Raw genomic sequence first — 22,051 nt, 5'->3', positions numbered from 1 at the left:
ACCATGAACAAAGACACACTACTCAATGATCAGCATTATAAAGCCTATATGAAAAAGGTGCATGGCATGATCAGCAGGTTACCGAAGCATGATCAGGCAGATATTCAAAGAGAGATCAGCAGCCACATTTACGAAAGCTTAAATAATTACCCCGAAACAACGGTGGAGCAGGCCCTGGAAAACCTGGGAGAGCCACAAACGTATTTATCGGAGTGGGTAGTAACCAAAAAATTGGAAAGAGCTGTAAGTACTTTTAATCCTTTCCGCATCATCTGGGGGCTGATCACCGGGATTGTTAGGCATGGCGCATACGCGTTTAAGTATATTCTTTTTGGGTTGCTGTATTTATTTACGTTTACATTCGGCTTCCTTTGTATCGCTAAGATCATTGCGCCCAGCCATATCGGGTTATTCATCTATCCGCAAGGTTTTACTTTTGGTTTTAACAGCGATATCAGCAACGCGCATGAGGTACTTGGAGCGAAATTTATTCCCGTTTGCTTATTCATTACCATTTTGCTGTATATGATAATCACCGTTTTATTAAAGATGTCGTTATCAAAAGTTAAAGAACGACTTTTCTAAAGACGTTTTAACGAAACCAGCCGGTCTTACTCCAACCCGTATTCCTTCAGTTTTCGGTATAGAGTAGCTACCCCGATATTCAAAAGGTGGGCAGCTTCGGCGCGGTTACCATGGGTATGGTTCAGGACACGCTGAATGTGTAGCTTTTCTACAGACGACAGATCAAACGCCGATATCGGGATGCCTGTTTTTACCTGTTGCTGCTGAATTTCATAGGGTAACAAGCTCTCGTCTAAAATATGGGTATCGGTCAGGATAACCGCCCGCTCAATTACGTTTTTGAGCTCACGGATATTGCCGGGCCATGGATAATCTTCCAGTTTACGAACAAACTCCTCGCTTAGCTCATTGATCTGCTTTTTAACCTTTAAGGCAAAGTGCTGCATAAAAAACTCGGCCAGTAGCTTAATATCTTTTTTACGCTCGCGCAAGGCCGGCAGGGTGATCTGGAAAACCGAAAGTCGGTAAAACAAGTCCGACCGGAAATGGCCCTCGGCAATTTCGTTTTGCAGGTTGCGATTGGTGGCCGCCAGGATCCTTACATTTACCTGGGTAGGCTTAATATCGCCAATTTTTAAAAACTGTTGCGATTCCAGCACCCGGAGCAATTTGGCCTGTAGATCGTGGTCGAGCTCGCCTATCTCATCCAAAAAAATGGTGCCTCCATTAGCTTCCTCAAACAACCCTTTTTTGTCTTTCAGTGCCCCGGTGAATGATCCTGCCTTATGACCAAACAGTTCGCTTTCCAGCAATTCTTTAGTAAAAGCGCTACAGTTTACCGCTACGAACGATTTGGTATTGCGATTACTGGCCTGGTGAATAGCTTCGGCAAAAATTTCCTTACCGGTACCCGTCTCCCCCAGTAGCAAAACAGTAGTATCGGTTAAAGCTACTTTTTGTGCCAGCTTGATCACATCGCTAATGGCCGTTGATCTGCCAATGAGCCTGTCAAACCCAAACTTATCATTCAGCTTGCTTTGCAGCTCCATAACGGTTTGCTGCAACATAGCCTTATCCATAGCCTTGCTTACCAAGGGGATGATCTTTTCGTTATCATCACCTTTGGTGATATAATCAAAAGCCCCGGCTTTGATGGCTTTTACGCCATCGTTAATGGTACCGTAGGCTGTTAGTACAATAATTTCTGTTGAAGGGTAATTCTTCTTGATGGTTTCTGACAGCGTGATGCCATCGGTATCAGGTAGCTTTACATCACTGAGTACCACATGTATATATTCCTGCTGCAATTTGCGCAGACCTTCCTTGCCATTAGCAGCGGTGAAAACCTCGTGCCCTTCCAGTTGCAGGATACGGGCAAGCAGGTTGCGCAACCGTTCCTCGTCATCAATAATTAAGAGCTTACCTTTTTGCATCCTTCAGATGTGCCGATTTTAGATGTGCAAATGTGCAGATAGATGTGCAGATGTGCAAATTTCAAATGTGCAGATTTTAAATAGCTAAAATCATTTGCACACCCGCACATTTGAAATCTGCACATCAATTCACTTACCATGCCCTTGCCCGGCGGGTGGCGCGCATCAACTGGCGGTGCCTTTTGGCTTCATAATAATCGTTGGTTACCAGTATGGAATGTATCACACCCGGTACCCAGAAACACAGGGTTAAAAATATATTCAATATAAATGCTCCAATACGGCCGGTGGTCAGGATGGCCAGCGGAGGCAGTAAAAAACATAAAAAATATCTCATGGCGCTAAAATTTAAATCAACCGATACACCGTATCATAACGTTTAGACCGCGAAACTATTTTTTTGTTACTGCTGCTATTAATCGCGCAGGTTTAGCGGCAGCTGATCGCCAAAAAACAGGGCTTTTAGTTCTGTAGCATCGTTAGGCTTCATTTTTCCGCCTAGTATTAAACGTAATTGCCGGCGACGCAGTGCGCCTTCAAAATAGGTTATTTCTTCCTCGGTTTCGGGTATTAGTGCAGGTACTGTTGTTTTTTGTCCTTCGCTATCCAGGGCTACAAAAGTATAGTAAGCCTCGTTGCTTTTTACACGGGTACCAGAGGGGATGTTTTGCGCCCATACGTCCATCCTTACTTCAACAGAAGTGGTGAACGCACGGGTTACCTTAGCCTCGATACTGATCACATCTCCCAGTTTTATTGGCGCCTGGAATGATACATTATCAACCGAAGCGGTCACCACAATACGGTTGCAATGTTTTTGCGCGGATATGGCTGCGGCAATATCCATCCAGTGCAGCAGGCGCCCACCCATCAGGTTGTTTAAAGTATTGGTATCATTGGGTAATACCAGTTCATTCATGATGGTATATGATTCTTTGGGCGATTTTCCGGTCATGTGCTAAATTTTATACAAAGGTAGGCAATAAGTCCCGGTTAGGCTAAATCACAAAGATCAATTAAAGGGCTTTGTTTATTTTTTTGCCATCAGTTCATGGGTCGCCTTACCATCTTTGATGCCGATTTTTACAACATCCTTAGCAACGTGATAAGCCAACACACAGAATGCGATAATGGCGGTACGGGCAATATTCTTTGGTTTGTTCATAGCCACAATTTATGAAATATTATTCTTTAAATGAATATGTTGTCAATTATTTCTTCACTGTATTAAGTTCGCCAAAACCAACCAGTTCATCCCAGCGGGCTGTAGGCGGGCGGTAGTAAATGAGCAACTGGTAATCATTTTCTGTTTCAAAGTGGCTGCCTTCCAGCGGTATATCACTGGCCTTTTTGGTGGCATTATCATACCAGACATAGGCATAATCATATACACCCTGCTTCAGGAGCAGATTGATGTGGTATTTACCATCCTCGCCAAACGTTAACTTGCTGCGCTCATCCAGCTTATAATCATTAAAGGCGCCCACGATGTACGGGCTACCCTCTGATTGAGGCTTATAAGCAGCAAGGCCAAAATAAATGTGCGCATAATCGGCGTCTATGCGTGGGTCGCTGCCATCCTGGTTCAGGACAAAAAATTTACCATCATTATCATACAGCAATATATAATCCGGACTATAACGAATGGGGTCGGTGAGCAGCACTACGTTATTAGCCGTATCTTTTATAATACGGGCAATGCGCTGGGAATTAAGCTTTAAGGTACGGGTATCAAACAGCCTGAACTCGTTACGCCCCGGAAAATCATTGATCGATACATCGTTATAAACCAATTGCGTACCACGCACATAGGTTGGCTGCGTATTTAAAATGCCGGTTTGGGTACGCGCGTTTTGCATCAGTAAAGCGCGGATCTCGAACGAAGGGTTTTGCACCGGTAAGCCGGTATAGTCCACCGTAAAATTTACCTTTTGATTGGTTTTACGGGCCTGTACATCGGGCGAAGTGCCGATGGTAGCCGCTATAGCCACTCTTTTGCCTACCACATATAAACGGCGGGTAAGTACCAGTTTTGACTGATCGCCATTTTCATAAACCTTCAGTATGTAATTGCCTGATATTTTGGGTGCTATGTTGTTATTGGGCAGCTTGAGCTCATAGTGCGTATATTTTTGAATAGTACCGGTGGAGTAGGTATAGGTATACAAGCGGTCGTCGGTAAAGCTTTGCAGATACTCGGCGGTAGACAGGTTCGACGAGTTCCAGCGGGTATCGCAGTGCTCAATGGTATAATAGTAATTACGACTTCCCCCACGCAGATCATCAAAAGCCAACGTTACTTTTTCTGTTGACCCTAAGGCGATTACAGGGAAAGAACCTTGCTTTTGGGTATTGTAGAATTCCACGCTTTTGATAGCGGAATCGTACACATTGTTATCATAAGGCGATTGCGCGAATCCCCGCAGGGTGACGAATAAGAGAACCAATAGGTAGTAATGTTTTCTCATTTTATTTAAACTTATTTTATTGACTGATCCCTGACAGGATTGGCGTGGCGAAATTTAAGAAATTCCGGAACAGAAATAACCGGGTACTGCGCATTTAAAAAATTATCCTTTCAGGAAACCTTTTTAAACCTTGAATTTTAACACTTTTCTGTACGAAAACAGCGTAAAATGGTTCAAAAATGGACTCAAAACCATCGATTTTAACACTTTTTAACAAATTTTAACACGGTTTTGAGTGGTTTTTAAAACTTTAAAAAGTATTAAGTAATTGATTGTCAAATAACTACATGTAAAATGGTCGGTTTTTGACCTTGTTTTGCTCTTAATAAAACAGCCCGGCTACCTGTTTAAAGGCAGCCGGGCTGTTGTTATATAAATATACGAAAATTTGTCTCAACCACAAATGACAGATGTGGAGGAGGGAGGGAGCCTTAGATTAAAAACGCGTCATTGCGAGCGATAGCGTGGCAATCCCCTACTTACAGAGCGGACCTGCTAATCGGGGATTATTAATGTTGTGTTTATTTTATTGATATTAATGAGCTCCCTCCGGTCGGTTGTCTTCGTACCTCGCAATGACGTGTGGATGTATTTCTATTACTCCCCCTCACCGCAAATCGGCCGAGATGTTGAATATCTGTATAAAATACATTTAATAAATTTTGATATATCTGTTTATATCATTGATTATTTGCATGTTAAGATAACATAATAGATTGCTTATATCAGTTACTAATAGCCGTAAGCAGTATTATAGTTTTATAACGTGAAAAAAATAAGCAGCAATAACTACACATTGACTGCTCATACCAATTAACCTGTAACCAATAAAGTTTCCTGCTATGAAACAATTTTACAAACTCTCCCCTGGTGGCTATGCTTTGCGCCAAAAAATCATGTATGTTGAATTGGCTGTGCTGATGATATGGCCATCGCGGCAAAATATCAAAACCTAAAGCCCATATTATTTATACATGGTGAGCAGTATGTTTATACGTCGACTGCTTAAATCAATTAACCTGTAACCAATTAATTTTCCTGCTATGAAACAGATTTGCACCCCGCCTTCTGCTGGCCACGCTTTGCGCCAAAAAATCATTGATATGGTATATCGACTGTATTTATGGCGATATAGTTAAACGCAAAAAAACTAAGAAACCTTCATTATTTACACCTGATGAGCAGCCATATCTGTATATGGACTGCTCCAATCAATTAACCTGTAACCAATAAATTTCCTGCTATGAAACAAGTTTTTCCCCTATCTTTCAGAGGCCCTGCCCTGGGCCTGAAGATCATGTATGTTGCATTGGCTGTATTAATGGCCATGACCATGCAAGTCAACGCAAAGAGCCTGCGAACCCTGCATTACTCAGCTATATTGCCTATTGATGTACACGGCAAAGTTTTAGATGAGAATGGCCTTGGGATACCCGGAGCAACTATTAAAGTAAAGAATGTTGACAAAGCCGCGATAACGGATACGGAAGGTAACTTTAGCCTGAAAGGGCTTCCCGATGATGCTATTTTGGTTGTTTCCTATGTGGGCTACATTACACAAGAAGTAAAAACCGGTCCGGGAAACCTGCTGATCAAACTCGTACCGCAATCAAAAAAATTAGATGAGGTTGTTGTGATAGGGTACGGAACGGTTAAAAAATCAGACTTAACCGGGTCGGTCGGCACGGTAAAAGCCGAAACATTACAGGAGCGCCCGGTATCATCCTTAAACCAGGGCTTGTCTGGTCGTGTATCGGGTGTCAATGTATCCTCCAACTCCGGCAGACCTGGCGCCAGGTCTAATATCCGGATCCGTGGTTCCAGTTCGCTAAGCGTTTCTAATAACCCCTTATACGTAATAGACGGGGTGATACTAAACCCGGTTGATCTGCGTAACGGCAGTACGCCGATAGATTACCTTAACCCTAATGATATCGCCTCCATCGAGGTATTAAAAGATGCTTCATCCACCGCTATTTACGGCGCACGTGGAGCCAATGGCGTGATCCTGGTGACCACCAAACGCGGAACTTCGGGTGGTGGCAAAATTACTTATGATCCTGATTTTAGCATAGGTGTACTGCCTAAAAAACTGGCGGTGCTCAATTCCAAAGAGTTTTTGGCCGTAGAGGATCTGGCTTACGCTAACGCGCAAAAATATGATCCTATTGGCTGGGCCACCGGTACTAAATATACCAACCCCAAAACCAAGCGCACCAACCCTAAATTATTTGATGCCAACGGCAACCCTTTATATGATACCGATTGGCAGGAAGAAGCCTTTCAAAAGGCCTTTACGCAAAACCATCAGTTGGGTATTACAGATGGCGACGAAAAAAGAAGCATAGGCGCTTTTTTAAACTATCGTAAGCAGGAGGGCCTTGCAAAGGGTTCATGGCAAAAAAGATTTGCCGGTCGTTTTGTATTTGACAGCCAGATAAAAAGCTGGATAAAGATTGGCGGTACCCTGAGTTACACCAACCAGGACGATAAGCAGGTTGATCAGCTCGACGGCGGCGGTATTACCATGATGCGCCAGGTGATAGAAGAACTGCCTATTATCCCGGTAAGGTATGCCGATGGAAGCTGGGCAAGCAACAGGGATTATCCGGGAATGGAAGGTGGTGATAACCCTTTACGGATAGCTGCCGATAGGATATCACTTTTGCATACCCAGACTTTGCTTGGCGACATGTCTGCCAATATTCACCTGGCCCCGGGATTGGATTTTAAATCCACCGTTGGTGTAAATATTATTAACCAGCGGGAGGATTATTCTGCCGTGAAAGGAATGCAATATATATCGGATAACGGCGATGCCTCTGTCAATAATAATCGGTACAATTCCTGGCAATTTGAAAACTACCTGACTTATAATAAACGGTTTGCCAAAATACATGCAGTAACCGCCATGGGTGGTGTGTCATGGCAACATGTTGACCGGTTTGAAGACCAGGCAAGCACGCAGGGTTTTACCGATCCCTATTTTCAGTTTAATAATCTCGGCGCAGGATCAAGCCCCCAGGCCCCTTATTCAAATGCGCAGGCGTATGGTTTGAACTCTTATTTTGCCCGTGTCAACTACGGTTTTCGCGACAAGTATTTAGTCACCTTCACCGGCCGTTATGATGGTTCTTCAAAATTTGGGACCGCTAATCAATATGCTTTCTTTCCTTCGGCGGCCCTTGCCTGGCGGGTAATGGAAGAGGACTTTATGAAAAATATCCCGGCTATTTCCAATTTGAAACTCCGGGCCAGTTATGGCGCTACCGGTAACTCCGAAATTCCGGCCTATAGGGCGCTGGCCGGCCTGGGCAATTATAATGTTATTTTTAATGGCGAACGCAATATTGGCGTAGGCACCAACCGGGTAGCCAACTCTACCTTGCAATGGGAAAAAACAAAACAATTGGATTTTGGTATGGAGTTGGGCCTGTTCAACAATAGGCTGAACCTGGAGCTTGATCTGTATCGCCGGAAAGTGGATGGTATGTTGCTGGATGCTCCCTTGCCATTCTCCAGCGGTTACGGCAGCGTTTACTCCAATGTGGGTAGCATGGAGAACAAAGGGATCGAGTTTACCCTTAACTCTACCAATATTAAAACCAGGGATTTCACCTGGAGCACTACCTTCAATATCTCCGTTAATAAAAACAAAGTGCTTGCCCTGGCCAATGGTAATGCCGATATATTATCGGGCAATGGTATCATCAGGGTTGGTCAGCCTGTAGGCTCTTTCTTTGGTCGGGTTAGTCTGGGAACCTGGGGAACCGCCGAGGCCGCAGAAGCCAAGAAATATGGCATGTTACCGGGTGATATCAAGTATAAAGACCTGAATAATGACGGTACGATAAACGATCTGGACAGGACTATCATCGGAAAGGGGATACCTGATGGTTTTGGTACTTTCCTGAATACTTTCCAATATAAAGCCTGGTCGCTCACGGTCGATCTGCAATATACGTATGGTAATGATGTACTGGACCGGAGCATCCATTCGGCCGAAGACAGGCAGGGTATCGCCAACAGCTACAAAACAGTGCTGAACGCCTGGACAGAAACAAACCAGAATACCCCCATCGCGCAGATCCGCCCCATCAATGCGTATTACACCACCAATAACGATAGCCATAAGGTAACCGACGGCTCATTTATCCGTGGACGCAATTTGTTACTGGCCTATACCTTTCCGTCAAAAACTATTTCGAAACTAAAGTTGAGCCGTTTGAGGATCTATGGTTCGGTTCAGAATTTTTTCGTGGCCACCAAGTATAAAGGATATGATCCGGAGGTTTCTAACTCCAGCGCGCCTTTTGACCAGGGCTTAACCTTGTATGATTATCCAAAGCCAAGGGTATTCCTGGTTGGTTTAAACATCGGATTATAATTTATCGCAAAATTTAAGAGAAAAATCATGAAAACTATCATAAAAAAATACGGGTTACTGGCATTAACAGTTGGTACGTTGGGAGTTACCGGTTGTAAGAAATTTTTAAATGAAACCGACAAGAGTAATTTTACGATTGATAATTATTTTACCAAGCCTGAGCATGCCCGCAGTTCGGTAAATGCTATTTATGCCAGCCTGCGTGATCCCATGAGCAGCGGTTTTGGCGGCGGCGCATGGACAATGACAGAATTTGCGACCGGTCAGGCCGCTACCGACCTGGGGCAGGCCGTTGACAGCTATTTTGTAAAAGACCTGCGCAATACCGCCGATAACGCTTACGGATTGAGTTACTGGCAAAACTATTATAAAGGCATTGGCAATGCTAATTTGTCTATCGCCAAAATTCCGGGAATTGCAATGGATGCCGCCGAGTCGAAAAGACTGTTAGGCGAAGCTCATTTTTTGCGCGCCTGGTACTATTTTACACTGGTGCAGCTGTTTGGCAATATCCCCCTGATTACTGAACCTGTTGATCTGACATCAACACAGTTACGCCCGAAGCAGGCAGCCCCGGAAGATGTTTACAAAGTGATTGTAGATGACCTGAAAACTGCCGAAGCCTCCGGCTTACCCTGGACTGATGTCAGTGGGAAGGTAAGTTTGGGCGCCGTAAAATCGTTACTGGCTAAAGTATATCTCACCATGGCCGGTTTCCCCCTGCAAAAAGGCGCGGAGTATTATGACCTGGCATCCAAAAAAGCAGAAGAGGTATTGGATTCCAAACAGTTTAAATTGTTTACCACCTATAACGATCTGCATAACCCGGCGAAGAAAAATGTGGACGAGAACATTTTCATGATCCAGTATAAAACACAGATCATCCCCGGAAACTGGCAGGAATTGATTATCCCTTATAACAAAAACATTTCGGCCTATTCCAGCGAAACCGGTGGGATTTATGCTACCGGGGCCTTTGTGAACTCTTATGATCCTGCTGATCTGCGCGCCAAAGAAGGTCAGTTCTTTTTTACCAAATTTACTAATCAGGATGATAGAAGTAAGGTTGTTGACCTGGGCGGATATTTTATTTATAAGATTTTTGATGTGGTTGCACAAACAACTACGGCCAATAGTGATCTGAACTGGTCGCTCATCCGTTATGCCGATGTGCTGCTTATTTATGCCGAGGCATCCAATGAAGTTAGCGGGCCTGTTGCAAAAGCGTATGACGCGGTTAACCAGGTAAGAACAAGAGCAACTTTACCTAACCTGACAGGCTTATCAAAAGACCAGTTCCGCGAAGCCATTTGGCGCGAACGCTGGTATGAACTATGCTTTGAAAATATCACCTGGTTTGATATGGCACGCCTTCGTAAAGCATTTAATGTGGATACTAAAGGCTTTGATAATTATGTTGGCCATAAGTTTTCATACGGACCGGTTTTAACCGACAGGGAGCTTTTATTCCCGATACCAAGCCGGGAACTAAGAAATAACCCTAACCTGGTACCCACCAAAGGATATTAATTAGTGAGTGGTAAAGTAAGCCTTCCGAAGTTTTCAAAACTTCGGAAGGCTTTTAAAAAGTAAAAAGGCCTGTCAGTCTGAGCTTGTCGAAGACTCGCGCGTAGAGGCCTGCCCACCATGGTTCGACGGGCTCACCATGACACCCTTTTTCAGCCTTGCGCTCGTTTGCAACGAGTGCTTACCATGGGTTTGCGTTTAAAACGCAAGGGCGATGCAATCGCCTTTCCACAATAAGCACTCGTTGCAAACGAGCGCAAGTGGAAGATTTTAATGAATTAGTGATTTGCAAAAAAGCCTTCTGAAGTTTTCAAAACTTCGGAAGGCTTTTAGAAAGGTTAACCTGATGTTCCCCCTTCAGGGGGTTAGGGGGTTACGCCTCCAGCTCGAGGATCTGCTCGGCTAGTGCTTCCCATTTTTGCTGAACCTGCTTTAGTTCGGCTTGTTTTTGGGAATAGCTCGCGTTGGTATCTTTTAATTTGTTGTTATCGGTATAAATTTTATCATCGGCCAGTTGGGCTTCCAGTTGCTTTACGGTTTTTTCCAGGTCGGCAATTTGTTCTTCCATTTTGGCGAGGTCCTGGTTTAGCTTTTTAAGCTGCTGGTGTTTATTTTCGCCTTGTGGCTGTTTAACCGGTTCAGGCTTTTTCTCTTCCTTTTTAGGTTGAGGTGCAGCAGGTATTGCGGTTTTAGGTTCCAACTTGCGTTTAGCTGCCCATTCATCATACTCGGCATAGGTACCCGGGTAAATTTTGATCTTCTGATCTTCAATAAACCAGATCTTATTGGCCACGTTATCCAGGAAAAACCTGTCGTGCGATACCACGATGAACGTACCTTCATATTGCTCCAGCGCCTGGATCAGGATGTTTACCGATTGCATATCAAGGTGGTTGGTGGGCTCATCCAGTACCAGGAAGTTGGCATCGGCAGTAAGCGCTTTGGCCAAAGCCACACGTGATTTTTCACCACCCGATAATACTTTGATCTTTTTAAACACATCATCGCCGGTAAACAGGAACGAACCTAAAATGGTACGTAATTCCGTATCGGTATGTTTTGGAGCAAAAGCCTGTAACTCTTGTAAAACCTGATTTTCCAGGTGCAGGGATTCCAACTGGTGCTGGGCAAAAAATGTAGTGCTTACATTATGCCCGGTAGTTACTTTACCTTTATAATCGTGATCGGCCGAAGCGATGATCCGCAACAGGGTCGATTTACCTTTACCGTTGGCACCGATCAGTGCAATTTTGTCGCCTTTTTCAATTACCGCTTCACCGCCATTCAAAATATCAATTGCAGGATATTTTTTGACAATATCTTCCAGGGTGATCACGTGCCTGCCCGATTGTTTAGAGAAACGGAAGGCGAAGTTAACTGATGGATTATCATCATCCACATCATCCACACGCTCCATTTTATCCAGCATTTTGATACGCGATTGCGCCATTTTTGCTTTGGATGCCTTAGCACGGAAACGCTCGATCAAGCGCTCTTCCTGTTTTATTTTTGATTGCTGGTTTTTGAACTCGCCACGCTGAATTTCTTCGCGCTGGGCTTTCTCTTCCAGGTAAAAAGTATAGTTACCCGCGTAAACGGTCAGTTTTCCTTTACGTGATTCTACCGTACGGTTAATTACTTTATCCAGGAACCACCTATCGTGTGATACAATGATGATAGCGCCGTTAAATGCTTTCAGATAATCTTCCAGCCATTGGATAGATGGTAAGTCCAAGTGGTTGGTAGGCTCATCCAGCAACAGGATATCGGGAGCCTGTAATAATATTTTGGCCAGCATTACCCGCATGCGCCATCCACCCGAAAAGGTGTTAAGCTTACGTGCGCAATCGCTGTCGCTAAAGCCCAAGCCGGCTAAAATTTCGCGTGCCTTGTATTCAATGTTATAACCATCAAGCAGTTCAAACTCATGTTGTTTGTCGCTCAGCTTGTGTAAAAGATCTTCGGTATAATCGGTTTCCAGCTTTTTAAGCAGGTTCTCGATCTCGTCGTGCAGCTGGTTCTGGCGTTCAAAAGCCTCCATAGCCACATGCACAATAGTTTTATCAGATGAGTATGACAGCAAATCCTGGTTAAGGTAACCCATGGTAAGGTCCTTAGCCATTGATATGGTGCCCGATGTAGGTTTATAGTCGCCTACAATAATTTTCAGAAGGGTAGTTTTCCCGGTTCCATTGGCACCTATTAAACCAATTTTTTCACCGGGTTTTATATGCCAGTTGGCTTCATCGTAAAGGGCCCGCGCACCAATCTCAAACGTAAGGTTATTTATAGCAATCATTTGCGCGCAAAGATACGATTTTTGAGCTTAAAGCCGAAGGCCGAAAGCGAAGACCAGAAAGAGTAATATCGAACATCGAATTTTGAATTTCAAATGACGAAGTAGAAGAGTTTTCTTACCTCAATATTCAAAATTCAGCATTCATTATTCGATATCAAAAATCATTTATTTTTTGTCCTTGCTCCTTAATCCAAAAATCTTTTATCCCACAACTGCTTTAAGCCATGTTTGTGCCATGAGGGCTTCGCCGGGTACACTGGGGTGTACGCCATCCATGCTCCAGTAGGGTGCGGGGGCTATTTCCAGCGCTTTATCAAACGCGGCCTGGTAGGGTACAAAAACGGTTCCGAATTCGGTGGCGATATCGCGCGCGGCCTTGCGGAACAGGTCAAACGTAGGGTACCATTTATCGTCGACCGCCCGTACACCTTTGGTGGCAAAAGGCTCGCAGATCACCAGTTTAACATCGGGCAACGTTTGTTTGGTAAGGGTAAGTAGTTTTTTATAGTCGGCGATGTAAGTATCAATGGTGCCGGTGTAGCCGTTGGTAAGGGTATGCCAAAAATCGTTCACGCCGATGTGGATGCTCAGGATATTAGGTTTCAGGTCCAGGCAATCGCTGGTCCAGCGCTCGGCCAGTTGATAAACCTTATTGCCGCTGATGCCCTTGTTATATATTTTCAGGTCTTTGCTGGCATGGTCTATCAATAGTTTCGACGCGGTGATCAGGGCATAGCCTGATCCCAGGGCGCCGGTGGTATTAGGTTCAGTTTTTTTATGATCTCGGCCCCAGTCGGTAATGGAATCACCCTGGAATAGGATCACGTCGCCGGTATTGAATTTTAATTTAGGCGCGCTTTTTTCGGTAGCCAATGCTGCCGATACAATTTGCGGGATCCCCACCGAGGCTATAGAACCCACGGCAGCGGTTTTAAGAAAATTACGACGCCCCTGTTTAAAAGTGTCTCTTAATGCTTTCCTGATCATTTTTGGATTTATTTTAGGCATAACTGAATTCCCGAAAATACAGATTTGCTGTGTTTTTTTTAACACATTGCCGTTTTTGTATCATGAATTTTATAATTAGTATCATGGTGGTTGAAAAATCCTAAAATTCTGGTTTACACACATAAAGGAATGTGCTAACTTCGCGGCATGTATTTTTTATTAAAACCCATCCTGTTCCAGTTCGATCCCGAAAAAGTACATTATTTTGTAACCCGTAACTTAAAACGGTTCAATCGTTTTCCGGGCGGCGCTGCCTTGAGCAGGGCTATTTGGGATGTCAACAACCCTCGATTGGAAAAAGAGGTGTTTGGCCTCAGGTTTAAAAATCCGGTAGGTCTGGCAGCTGGTTTTGATAAAAATGCCGAACTCATGGGCGAAATGGCCAACATGGGCTTTGGTTTTGTGGAGATAGGCACCGTTACCCCACTGCCACAGCCTGGGAACCCTAAAACACGGATGTTTCGTTTACCATCTGATGGTGCGCTCATCAACCGCATGGGTTTTAACAACTTTGGTGTTGATGTAGCGGGCGAGCGCATAGCCGCTTTCCGCAGAAACGCTAAAGGTGCCCAAAAGGAACTCATCATTGGCGGCAACATCGGCAAAAACAAGGTTACCCCCAACGAAGAGGCTGTTAACGATTATATCAAATGTTTTGACCGCCTGTTTGATGTGGTTGATTATTTTGTGGTGAACGTAAGCTCTCCTAATACACCGGGCTTGCGCGAATTGCAGGAAAAGGAACCCCTGATGCACTTGCTGAACACCCTGCAACAACGCAATTCAAAAAATGGCATCAGCAGGCCTATTCTGCTAAAAATAGCCCCCGACCTGACCGACTCACAACTGGATGATATTGTTGATATTGTACAGCAAACCGGCATAGCGGGTATTATTGCAACTAATACGACCATCAGTCGCGAAAACTTAACTGCTGCAGAAAGTTTAAAGAATGAAGCTGGCGGATTGAGCGGTAAGCCCCTCACCAAACGTTCGACCGAGGTGATCAGGTACCTGCACCAGAAATCAAAGGGATCGTTCCCCATCATTGGTGTAGGCGGCATACACTCTGCTGACGACGCGGTGGAAAAGTTACAGGCCGGCGCATCGCTGGTACAACTGTACACCGGCTTTATTTATGAAGGCCCGGGATTGATAGGCAGGATCAATAAGAAGCTGCTGACTATTTAATTAAAGATTTTTCTTCCGTAGAGACACATATTTGTGTCTCTTTTTGTTGAGGTTTAATTCTCATTATTTTTGATCTGTGTACGAGAGACGCAAATATGCGTCTCTACAGAAAATAAAAAGTGGCTGTCACCCTGAGCCTGTCGAAGGGCGTGCGCAGAGGCCTGCCCACCATGCTTCGACGGAGCTCAGCATAACACGCTCCTGGATTTCATGCATAAAAAAATCCTGCCGGTTTCTGAAACCAGCAGGATTTATAAGATCTTTTCAAGCACCATTAAGCGCTTAAAAACAGAAAAAATTATTTTGCAGCAGCGATAGCTTTTGCTAAAACTTCGTTGTTTTTAGCGATCTGGCTGTGTTTTGACTCAGCAGAACGGCTTCCGTACTCCAGGTTAGTAGCCAGTTTCAAAAACTGAACTTCTAAGCGTGAAGTGGTTTTGTTTTTTCTATCTTTTCTTTTTAAACGAGTAACGCCCATGGTGTTGTTATTTTAATTTTTTTAATACCCTTGAGGTCGGGAGCGGATTCGAACCGCTGTAAAAGGTTTTGCAGACCTCTGCCTAGCCACTCGGCCACCCGACCATTTTTTAAGGACTGCAAAAATAGTAATTTATTTTTTGGAAAGCCAACATTTATTTCATTGAATTTCTTTTTATCTCAGAACATAGTATCGCTGTGGCAATTGCCACGTTTAATGATTCTGCATTACCGGCCTTGGGGATGGTTACGGCGCTGGTTATCAATTGTTCAACCGGGGCACTTATGCCGTTCCCTTCGTTACCCATCATCAGAAGTCCTTCGCTGCCAAAATCGGTATTATACATATTTTCACCATTGAGCATGGCGCCAAATATGGGCAGCTTGATCTGCGGCAGCACGGTTAACAGATCGGCATAATGTACGTTGACACGTGCCAGCGAGCCCATGGTGGCCTGCACCACTTTGGGGTTGTACACATCAACGGTATCTTCAGAGCAAATGATATCCTGTATGCCAAACCAATCGGCCGTGCGGATAATGGTGCCCATATTGCCCGGATCCTGTATGCTATCCAGCACCAGCGAAAACTTTTTTTCGAGCGCTTTATAATTTAATACCGGCCATATTGGTATCTTGACCAAACCAATTACCTCTTGCGGTGTTTTCAGTGAGCTGATTTTTTGGAGTTCATTTAATGAAATTTCCTGAAAGTTTATTTTTCGGGATAAATTCAGCAATTTTGGAGCAATTGCAGGGGTATGGTATATGGTATCAACCTGGTAAGCAGAGTTTATAAATTCCGTAACTGATTTGTAACCCTCAACCATAAATAAACCATGTTCCCTGCGAAACTTTTTATGTTGTAAGGATGATAATAAACTGATTTGTGATTTTGAAAGCATATATAAACCCTGCTGTTTTCCGCCTTACAATATTAAGTATTTTGCTGCTCATTATCGGATCGGGCTGCAGTAGTACCCGTGGTTTGAAAAAAGACCAGGTAATAGTACGCAAAATTACTATTCAAGGCATTGATAAAGAATTTGCCGAAACTGCTGTAAATTATGTAGATAAAGAACAGCAGCCCAACAACTGGCTCAACCTGCAATTTTATTATACCTTTAATAAAACCGGCAAGCGTAATTTTGGTGAAGCTCCATCCATTCTGGATAGTAACCTGGTTGAGTTTTCCCGTTTCCAGATAGAAAGATATATCCAGAACCGCGGCTACTTGAAGGCTAAGGTAAAGGACAGCATTGTTGTTAAAAAACAAAAAGCAGAATTGGTTTTTACCGCCCAGGAGGGCCCCATGTTCCGGGTCCGTAAGGTAACGGATAGCATTGCAGATAAAAACATTAAGAACTTATATAATGCCAACCGTAACAAAATATCCCACATTTCGCCCGGGGCACGTTATGATGCCGATAGCCTGGCCCATGACCGGGATGAGCTTTACGCGCTGATGAAACGGAATGGCTACTTTGATTTTTACAGGCAATACATCAGTTTTGATTACGATTCCACCTTTAATAATAGTGTGGTTGATATTAAAATGATCATTGATAATCCGCCAGGTAAAAAGGAGCATCCGGTTTATACCATCAATAATACGTTGGTCACCATTTCACGAAGTAGCGGGCGCACACCCGGTAAAGCAGATACCCTGCAGGTTGATTCGCAGTTCAGATTTGTTGATTTCTCGGGTCGCTTTAAGCCACGGGTAGTAAAGGATTATACCTTTCAGCGCAAAGGCGATCTTTATAATATAGATAATCAAACATTAACCACTACCCGGCTTTCGGAATTAAGCGTGTTCCGTAATGTGCCCAATCCCACATATGAAAAATTGCCCGATAGCAGTAACAGGCTCAATACCAAAATTGATATAGTGCCACTCAAAAAAATGTCGGACCGGGTAGAGGGTGAGGTACTGTTTAGCGGGGGGCGTTTTGGGTATAACATAGGTAACACTTTTACTAACCGTAACCTGTTTAAACAAGCGGCTATATTACAGGTGAAATTAAACTGGAGTATTTTATTTGATAATGGGCACAGTATCCAAAACCAGGAGCTGAGAGCCGGGGTTAACCTGGTTTATCCCCGTATTTTAGCGCCATTTGATTTCCCCTTGTTAGGTAAATTCGGTGTACCACATACTACCTTTTCCAGTAACTATTCCCTGTTTTTTCAAAAAGACCTGGTTAGGCGCGAAAGTTTTATTAACTCCATCAGCTATGACTTTTTTGAAACCGGTCGTAAACAACATACTATTACACCTATCAGTATTGAATTTTCACGGGGCGTGCTCGATCCGGCTGCCAAGGATACGCTGATTAAACAAAACAGACTTGCCTACGTAAAGTTAATTGGTCGTACCACATTTACAACAGGCAGTCAGTACACATTTCAGTATAACGCCCTTGAGTTAAACTCTTATAAAAATTTTACGTATTTCCGTGGCAGTTTAGATATCGGAGGAAATTTTCTGAGTCTGGCAAGCAGTGTGTTTAATGCGCCGAAGGATGCGGATAATGAGCGTACAATTTTTGGTTATGCTTTTTCGCAATATGCCAAAACCGAATTTGATCTGCGTATCTACAAAACACTGGGAGGCGAGCGGCAATTTATATTCCGGATCAATCCGGGTATCGGTATCCCTTATGGTAATAGTGACCAGCTGATATTCGAAAAAAACTTTTATACCGGTGGCGCCAATGATATCCGTGCTTGGTTACCCCGTACGCTGGGGCCGGGGCAATTTAACCGTGGAACCTATTACGGAACCGATACCACCAATCGCACCCGCTTAAAATACCTTGATCAATTTGGTGAAATAAAAATAATTGGCAATGCCGAATACCGGTACACCATCGCTAATAACTTTTGGGGGGCCAAACTAAAAGGGGCCGTATTTATGGACGCCGGTAACGTATGGCGCCTGGGTAAGAAGGCCGAAAACCCTGGTGGCGAATTCAGGTTTGATAACTTGCTGCAGTCAACAGCTATTGGTATTGGTACAGGTTTACGGTTCGACCTCGGTTTCTTTATCTTCCGGCTCGACGCGGCATTTAAATTTAAAGACCCACAGTTTAACGGCTCAGATCAATGGGTGCTCATCAAGCACTTTGGCGAGTTATTTAAGTCGGGCGAATTTAAGGAAGCATACCTTAAAGCCAACAGCACCGGCACCGATGGCCATGGCAAAATACTCGGCGACAGCTACAACTTTATGCAGTTGAACTTTGGTATCGGGCTACCGTTTTAATTTTGAATTATGGAGTTAGTGAATTAGTAATTGAGTAAACTAACGCTCTGTCATCCTGAGGAACGAAGGATCTTCTTCCAGAGCCAGGCATGCCAACGCACATGAAGGAGAAGATTTTTCACTTTGTTCAAGAGATAGTTCTTCACTACGTTCAGAATGACAAGGAAATATATAACAAGAAAGCCTTCCTGTAAAATCAGGAAGGCTTTCTTGTTACCACATTAAATTGTTGTCATCCTGAGGAACGAAGGATCTATCTGCATGCGGATAGTGGCTTTCTGCTTTAAGCCTTCCGCTTTAAGCTTTCCTAAAACATTCCCTTCAGTCCGTCAATAATACTTTCAAAAAAGGTGGGCATACTTAGGCCGTTGTGGTAGTTAAAATACAGGAATATGCAGAATATGATCACTGCTATGATAATAAATCGCTTAAACATATAGGCCAGCAGCACCAGAGCCAATGGAATGGCCACCAGTAAGACCCAACTGATATGGAAGGGGCTTAGTTTACTATCATGCTTATAAATGTAGTACAATATGGCGTGAGTGCCGCTGTCGTTCATGTGTTTGGCATATAAAAAGGCGGAACGGTCGAGCTTGTGGCGATAAAAGGCGGTCCCTTTTTCAAATTTCAATTGTTCCTGGAAACCGTTCATCACAAAGGTGAATATCCCGTTCACATCCTCCTGTATCACGCCGGCCGTATCGGTAGCAACCACGGCAACCTCGTCAACAGCAAAAGGGTTTTCTTTTACAACAAAGTGATTTATAGCTATGGATTTTGCAAAGCCAAAGCTATGAGCGGCCGTAATAAGGCATAATAAAAGGAATAGTTTTTTCATTTTTTTAATTGGCCGGTTATGTTACCGTATAAAAATGTACGCAATAAAAATAGTGTTTTAAAGCGGTCAGTTCAAGAAATATATACTTGCATTTAATACCCCTGCAAAACTTACCCACAGCAGGTAAGGCCATAGCAGCCATCCGGCCATTTTGTTGAACTTATTGAACCATTGTATGGTAAGTATAATGCTGATCCACAATAATATAATAACAACCAACGCGCCAAATACCTCATGAAGGCCAAAAAATACGACAGACCATGATCCATTTAAAAACAATTGTATAAAATAAATGGCCCGGGTTACTTTATACACCGGTTTGCGGCTCCGGTGTTTCCAGACCAGGTAGGCGGCAATGGCTATCAGTATGTACAGACTTATCCACACCGGGGCAAATACCTGTGGCGGCGGATTAAAAGATGGCTTTTTAAGGGTGCTGTACCAACCCGCTATTTGCGGCCTGGTAAAAAGCATGGCTACAAAACCAACAGCCAGCGTGATCAGCAAGTTGATAACCAATGGAAAAAATTGAAATTTCCGAAGGGAGGCGGTTGAACTCATTTTTATTGAACCAATTAAACGCTGGTAAGTTTTAATTTACAATGCCATTATGCAGGCTTTACCGCTAAAATATTAAAATATCTTAGCTTAGCGGCCAGTGCCAATAGCGCTCAATAAAAATGATTAAAGCATATAAATTATATACCGGGGCCGATGGTAATTCGCACATTGAAACAGGTAGCGTGGCCGAAGCCCAGTTTAACCAGGCCCAGTCTGTCCGGTTCCAGGAATCGCCACCGCATTCATTCTTCGATTGGCATAACGCGCCGACCAACCAATACGTGATCACCCTGTTAGGTACATTGGAGTTTGAGACCCGTACAGGCGAAACTTTTATACTGAAACCAGGTGAAATACTGATAGCTACCGACACTACCGGCACGGCCCACAAATGGCGCCTGATCAATGACGAACCCTGGCGCCGCGTTTACGTAACGTTTGACCAGGAAAACCAGGTGAATTTTATACCGGACGCTGTTTGAGTCTTAAGTCCTTAGTCTTAAGTTGAATGTTTCTTTCCCGGACTTTGGACTACGGACTTAAGACTTAGAACTCCCTACTTAATACTATTTTATCCTCACGTAAGTGTTATTGTACCCATCGCTGATGGATATGTCATACAAAAATAGGGTGTCGTTTCTGATCAACAGGGATTGGTCAAAAGAGTTGCCTGTTTTGAATACATCAATAGTGGAGTTGCCATATTTATAGTTCCGAACGATAGAGAATTTGCCCTGCATCGCCACTGTATCTTTCCTGAAAAATCGAAAAGTGCTATCGTCATTAAATTGATATCGCTGGGTAAAGCCGGCACTTTGCGGTGTTGTGGTAAAACCACCTATACCACCTACTGATTTAACCCAGCGCCATTGCCCCACAATAGAAGTTGATGCCGGGAGTTTGCCCTTATTGCAGGAGCTTGCGCTGCATAACGTGAGCGCTATGAGTATCAAAAGAAAATGTTTCATACTGTAAGGTTTATACTCTAAATTACGAAGACGGCAGCCTAAATGATACATGCTGCTGATTTTAAACTATATAATTGTTTGTATAAATGATACCTGTTTGTAAATTACGGGCAAATTGTTTTTGTACCCTGATACCATGATTATTGTTATTCAATGTAAAGACCAGGTTGGTTTGGTAGGCTCCATAGCTACTATACTTGCCCAACACCAGCTCAATATCGTTTCCATGCGCGAACACGTGGATAAGGCCGAAGATATTTTCTTTGTACGCCTGGAAATTGAGGATGGAGATACTGACGGCTTGGAAGATACATTGAAAGGCGTATTACCTGCCGGCGCTATTATATCGGTAAATCCTACTCCGCATAAAAAAATAGTGGTGATGGTAACCAAAGAGTACCATTGCCTGGCCGATATACTGATACGTAATTACTTTAAAACCCTGGGCGCAACGGTGCAATGTGTAATTGGTAACCATGCCACCCTGCAGGATATTTGCGAGCGCTTTGATATGCCTTTTTATCACCTCTCGCACGAGCAATATGGTCGGGAAGAGCTGGAGCAGCAAATGGCCGATGTGATACAGCAGTATGCCCCGGATTATATTGTGCTGGCCAAATTCATGCGGATTTTGTCGCCGGCTTTTGTGGCCCGCTTCCCGATGCGTATCATTAATATCCACCATTCGTTTTTACCAGCATTTATCGGTGCCAATCCTTATAAACAGGCTTTTGAACGTGGTGTGAAATTGATCGGTGCTACGGCCCATTTTGTATCCAACGAGCTGGACGAAGGCCCAATCATCGCACAGCAGATCATCCCGGTAAATCATTCGTTCACGGCCGCTACCATGGTAAAAGCCGGCCAGGAAATTGAAACAGCGGTGTTGGCCAATGCTTTGAAACTGGTGATTGAGGATCGTGTTTTTGTTTACGGGAATAAAACGGTTGTTTTTGGGTAAGCAAAATGGCTGTCATGCTGAACTGCAAAACGGGGTGTCATGGTGAGCCCCGTCGAACCATGGTGTGCAGGCCCCTGCGCGCGAGTCTTCGACAAGCTCAGACTGACAGGCTTTTTTTAAGTTTTATAGTTTAATTT

Annotated in this window: 19 protein-coding genes and 1 tRNA gene; 7 read left to right on the top strand and 13 right to left on the bottom strand. The window is 43.8% G+C overall.

The window, feature by feature from the left end; genetic code table 11:
* The first annotated feature begins 3 nt into the window (after positions 1–3).
* Complete coding sequence (locus AC57BQ_RS18585; RefSeq protein WP_496407685.1) at positions 4–585, top strand: HAAS signaling domain-containing protein; 582 nt, start codon at positions 4–6, stop codon at positions 583–585.
* A 26-nt stretch (positions 586–611) separates the two neighbouring features.
* Here AC57BQ_RS18585 and AC57BQ_RS18580 read toward each other — a convergent pair whose 3' ends face one another.
* From AC57BQ_RS18580 to AC57BQ_RS18560, 5 genes are all read right to left on the bottom strand, one after another.
* Entirely contained in the window at positions 612–1,958 is a 1,347-nt protein-coding gene (locus AC57BQ_RS18580) for a sigma-54-dependent transcriptional regulator (RefSeq protein WP_496407684.1), read from the bottom strand.
* Positions 1,959–2,091: 133 nt separating this feature from the next.
* The gene (locus tag AC57BQ_RS18575) at positions 2,092–2,295 is read right to left on the bottom strand and encodes a YqaE/Pmp3 family membrane protein (protein ID WP_496407683.1); all 204 of its coding nucleotides are present in this window, start codon (positions 2,293–2,295) and stop codon (positions 2,092–2,094) included.
* A 78-nt stretch (positions 2,296–2,373) separates the two neighbouring features.
* Complete coding sequence (locus tag AC57BQ_RS18570) at positions 2,374–2,913, bottom strand: acyl-CoA thioesterase (RefSeq protein ID WP_090472436.1); 540 nt, start codon at positions 2,911–2,913, stop codon at positions 2,374–2,376.
* A gap of 75 nt (positions 2,914–2,988) precedes the next feature.
* Positions 2,989–3,123, bottom strand: a complete 135-nt coding sequence (locus AC57BQ_RS18565; protein ID WP_255367019.1) for a hypothetical protein — start codon at positions 3,121–3,123, stop codon at positions 2,989–2,991.
* A 46-nt stretch (positions 3,124–3,169) separates the two neighbouring features.
* Positions 3,170–4,426, bottom strand: coding sequence for a type IX secretion system plug protein (locus tag AC57BQ_RS18560; protein ID WP_496407682.1), 1,257 nt, complete (start codon positions 4,424–4,426; stop codon positions 3,170–3,172).
* 1,243 nt (positions 4,427–5,669) lie between these two features.
* Here AC57BQ_RS18560 and AC57BQ_RS18555 point away from each other — a divergent pair.
* The gene (locus AC57BQ_RS18555; RefSeq protein ID WP_496407681.1) at positions 5,670–8,813 is read left to right on the top strand and encodes a SusC/RagA family TonB-linked outer membrane protein; all 3,144 of its coding nucleotides are present in this window, start codon (positions 5,670–5,672) and stop codon (positions 8,811–8,813) included.
* A 27-nt stretch (positions 8,814–8,840) separates the two neighbouring features.
* Complete coding sequence (locus AC57BQ_RS18550; protein ID WP_496407680.1) at positions 8,841–10,343, top strand: RagB/SusD family nutrient uptake outer membrane protein; 1,503 nt, start codon at positions 8,841–8,843, stop codon at positions 10,341–10,343.
* Positions 10,344–10,713: 370 nt separating this feature from the next.
* Here the strand turns inward: AC57BQ_RS18550 and abc-f are convergent, their stop codons facing one another.
* On the bottom strand, positions 10,714–12,639 hold the full coding sequence (abc-f, locus tag AC57BQ_RS18545; protein ID WP_496407679.1) for a ribosomal protection-like ABC-F family protein: 1,926 nt from the start codon (positions 12,637–12,639) through the stop codon (positions 10,714–10,716).
* Between the two features lie 201 nt (positions 12,640–12,840).
* Positions 12,841–13,626 carry an SGNH/GDSL hydrolase family protein gene (locus tag AC57BQ_RS18540; RefSeq protein ID WP_496407678.1) on the bottom strand — a complete coding sequence of 262 codons (786 nt, stop codon included), beginning with the start codon at positions 13,624–13,626 and terminating at the stop codon, positions 12,841–12,843.
* A gap of 168 nt (positions 13,627–13,794) precedes the next feature.
* Between AC57BQ_RS18540 and AC57BQ_RS18535 the strand changes: the two genes are divergently transcribed.
* Positions 13,795–14,838: a quinone-dependent dihydroorotate dehydrogenase gene (locus AC57BQ_RS18535; RefSeq protein ID WP_496407677.1), complete on the top strand. Its 1,044-nt coding sequence runs from the start codon at positions 13,795–13,797 to the stop codon at positions 14,836–14,838.
* A 298-nt stretch (positions 14,839–15,136) separates the two neighbouring features.
* On the opposite strand, the gene AC57BQ_RS18530 is transcribed toward AC57BQ_RS18535, so the two are convergent.
* The 3 genes from AC57BQ_RS18530 to AC57BQ_RS18520 all read right to left on the bottom strand — a co-directional run bounded on the left by AC57BQ_RS18530 (position 15,137) and on the right by AC57BQ_RS18520 (position 16,220).
* Positions 15,137–15,316, bottom strand: coding sequence for a spore protein (locus tag AC57BQ_RS18530; protein ID WP_076377203.1), 180 nt, complete (start codon positions 15,314–15,316; stop codon positions 15,137–15,139).
* Between the two features lie 33 nt (positions 15,317–15,349).
* A tRNA-Cys gene (locus AC57BQ_RS18525) sits at positions 15,350–15,420 on the bottom strand.
* Between the two features lie 50 nt (positions 15,421–15,470).
* A complete protein-coding gene (locus AC57BQ_RS18520; protein ID WP_496407676.1) occupies positions 15,471–16,220 on the bottom strand; it encodes a TrmH family RNA methyltransferase in 750 nt (249 codons plus the stop codon).
* Here AC57BQ_RS18520 and tamL point away from each other — a divergent pair.
* Complete coding sequence (gene tamL / locus AC57BQ_RS18515) at positions 16,211–18,583, top strand: translocation and assembly module lipoprotein TamL (RefSeq protein ID WP_496407675.1); 2,373 nt, start codon at positions 16,211–16,213, stop codon at positions 18,581–18,583. The genes AC57BQ_RS18520 and tamL overlap by 10 nt on opposite strands.
* A gap of 307 nt (positions 18,584–18,890) precedes the next feature.
* On the opposite strand, the gene AC57BQ_RS18510 is transcribed toward tamL, so the two are convergent.
* Complete coding sequence (locus tag AC57BQ_RS18510) at positions 18,891–19,424, bottom strand: hypothetical protein (protein WP_496407674.1); 534 nt, start codon at positions 19,422–19,424, stop codon at positions 18,891–18,893.
* A gap of 66 nt (positions 19,425–19,490) precedes the next feature.
* Positions 19,491–19,985 carry a TspO/MBR family protein gene (locus tag AC57BQ_RS18505; RefSeq protein WP_496407673.1) on the bottom strand — a complete coding sequence of 165 codons (495 nt, stop codon included), beginning with the start codon at positions 19,983–19,985 and terminating at the stop codon, positions 19,491–19,493.
* A gap of 119 nt (positions 19,986–20,104) precedes the next feature.
* On the opposite strand from AC57BQ_RS18505, the gene AC57BQ_RS18500 reads away from it, so the two are divergent.
* Positions 20,105–20,467 (top strand): hypothetical protein, encoded by a 363-nt coding sequence (locus AC57BQ_RS18500; protein ID WP_496407672.1) that lies wholly within the window; start codon positions 20,105–20,107, stop codon positions 20,465–20,467.
* Positions 20,468–20,551: 84 nt separating this feature from the next.
* Here the strand turns inward: AC57BQ_RS18500 and AC57BQ_RS18495 are convergent, their stop codons facing one another.
* On the bottom strand, positions 20,552–20,953 hold the full coding sequence (locus AC57BQ_RS18495) for a hypothetical protein (RefSeq protein WP_496407671.1): 402 nt from the start codon (positions 20,951–20,953) through the stop codon (positions 20,552–20,554).
* A 136-nt stretch (positions 20,954–21,089) separates the two neighbouring features.
* Here AC57BQ_RS18495 and purU point away from each other — a divergent pair, with 136 nt between their 5' ends.
* Positions 21,090–21,914 carry a formyltetrahydrofolate deformylase gene (gene purU, locus AC57BQ_RS18490; protein WP_496407670.1) on the top strand — a complete coding sequence of 275 codons (825 nt, stop codon included), beginning with the start codon at positions 21,090–21,092 and terminating at the stop codon, positions 21,912–21,914.
* Positions 21,915–22,051: the final 137 nt, after the last annotated feature.

Source organism: Mucilaginibacter sp. BGA-UO-ETr-C110, assembly GCF_059567985.1.
The sequence above is the reverse complement of the archived record's forward strand: the minus strand, read 5'-3'. Positions and strand labels throughout refer to the sequence as shown.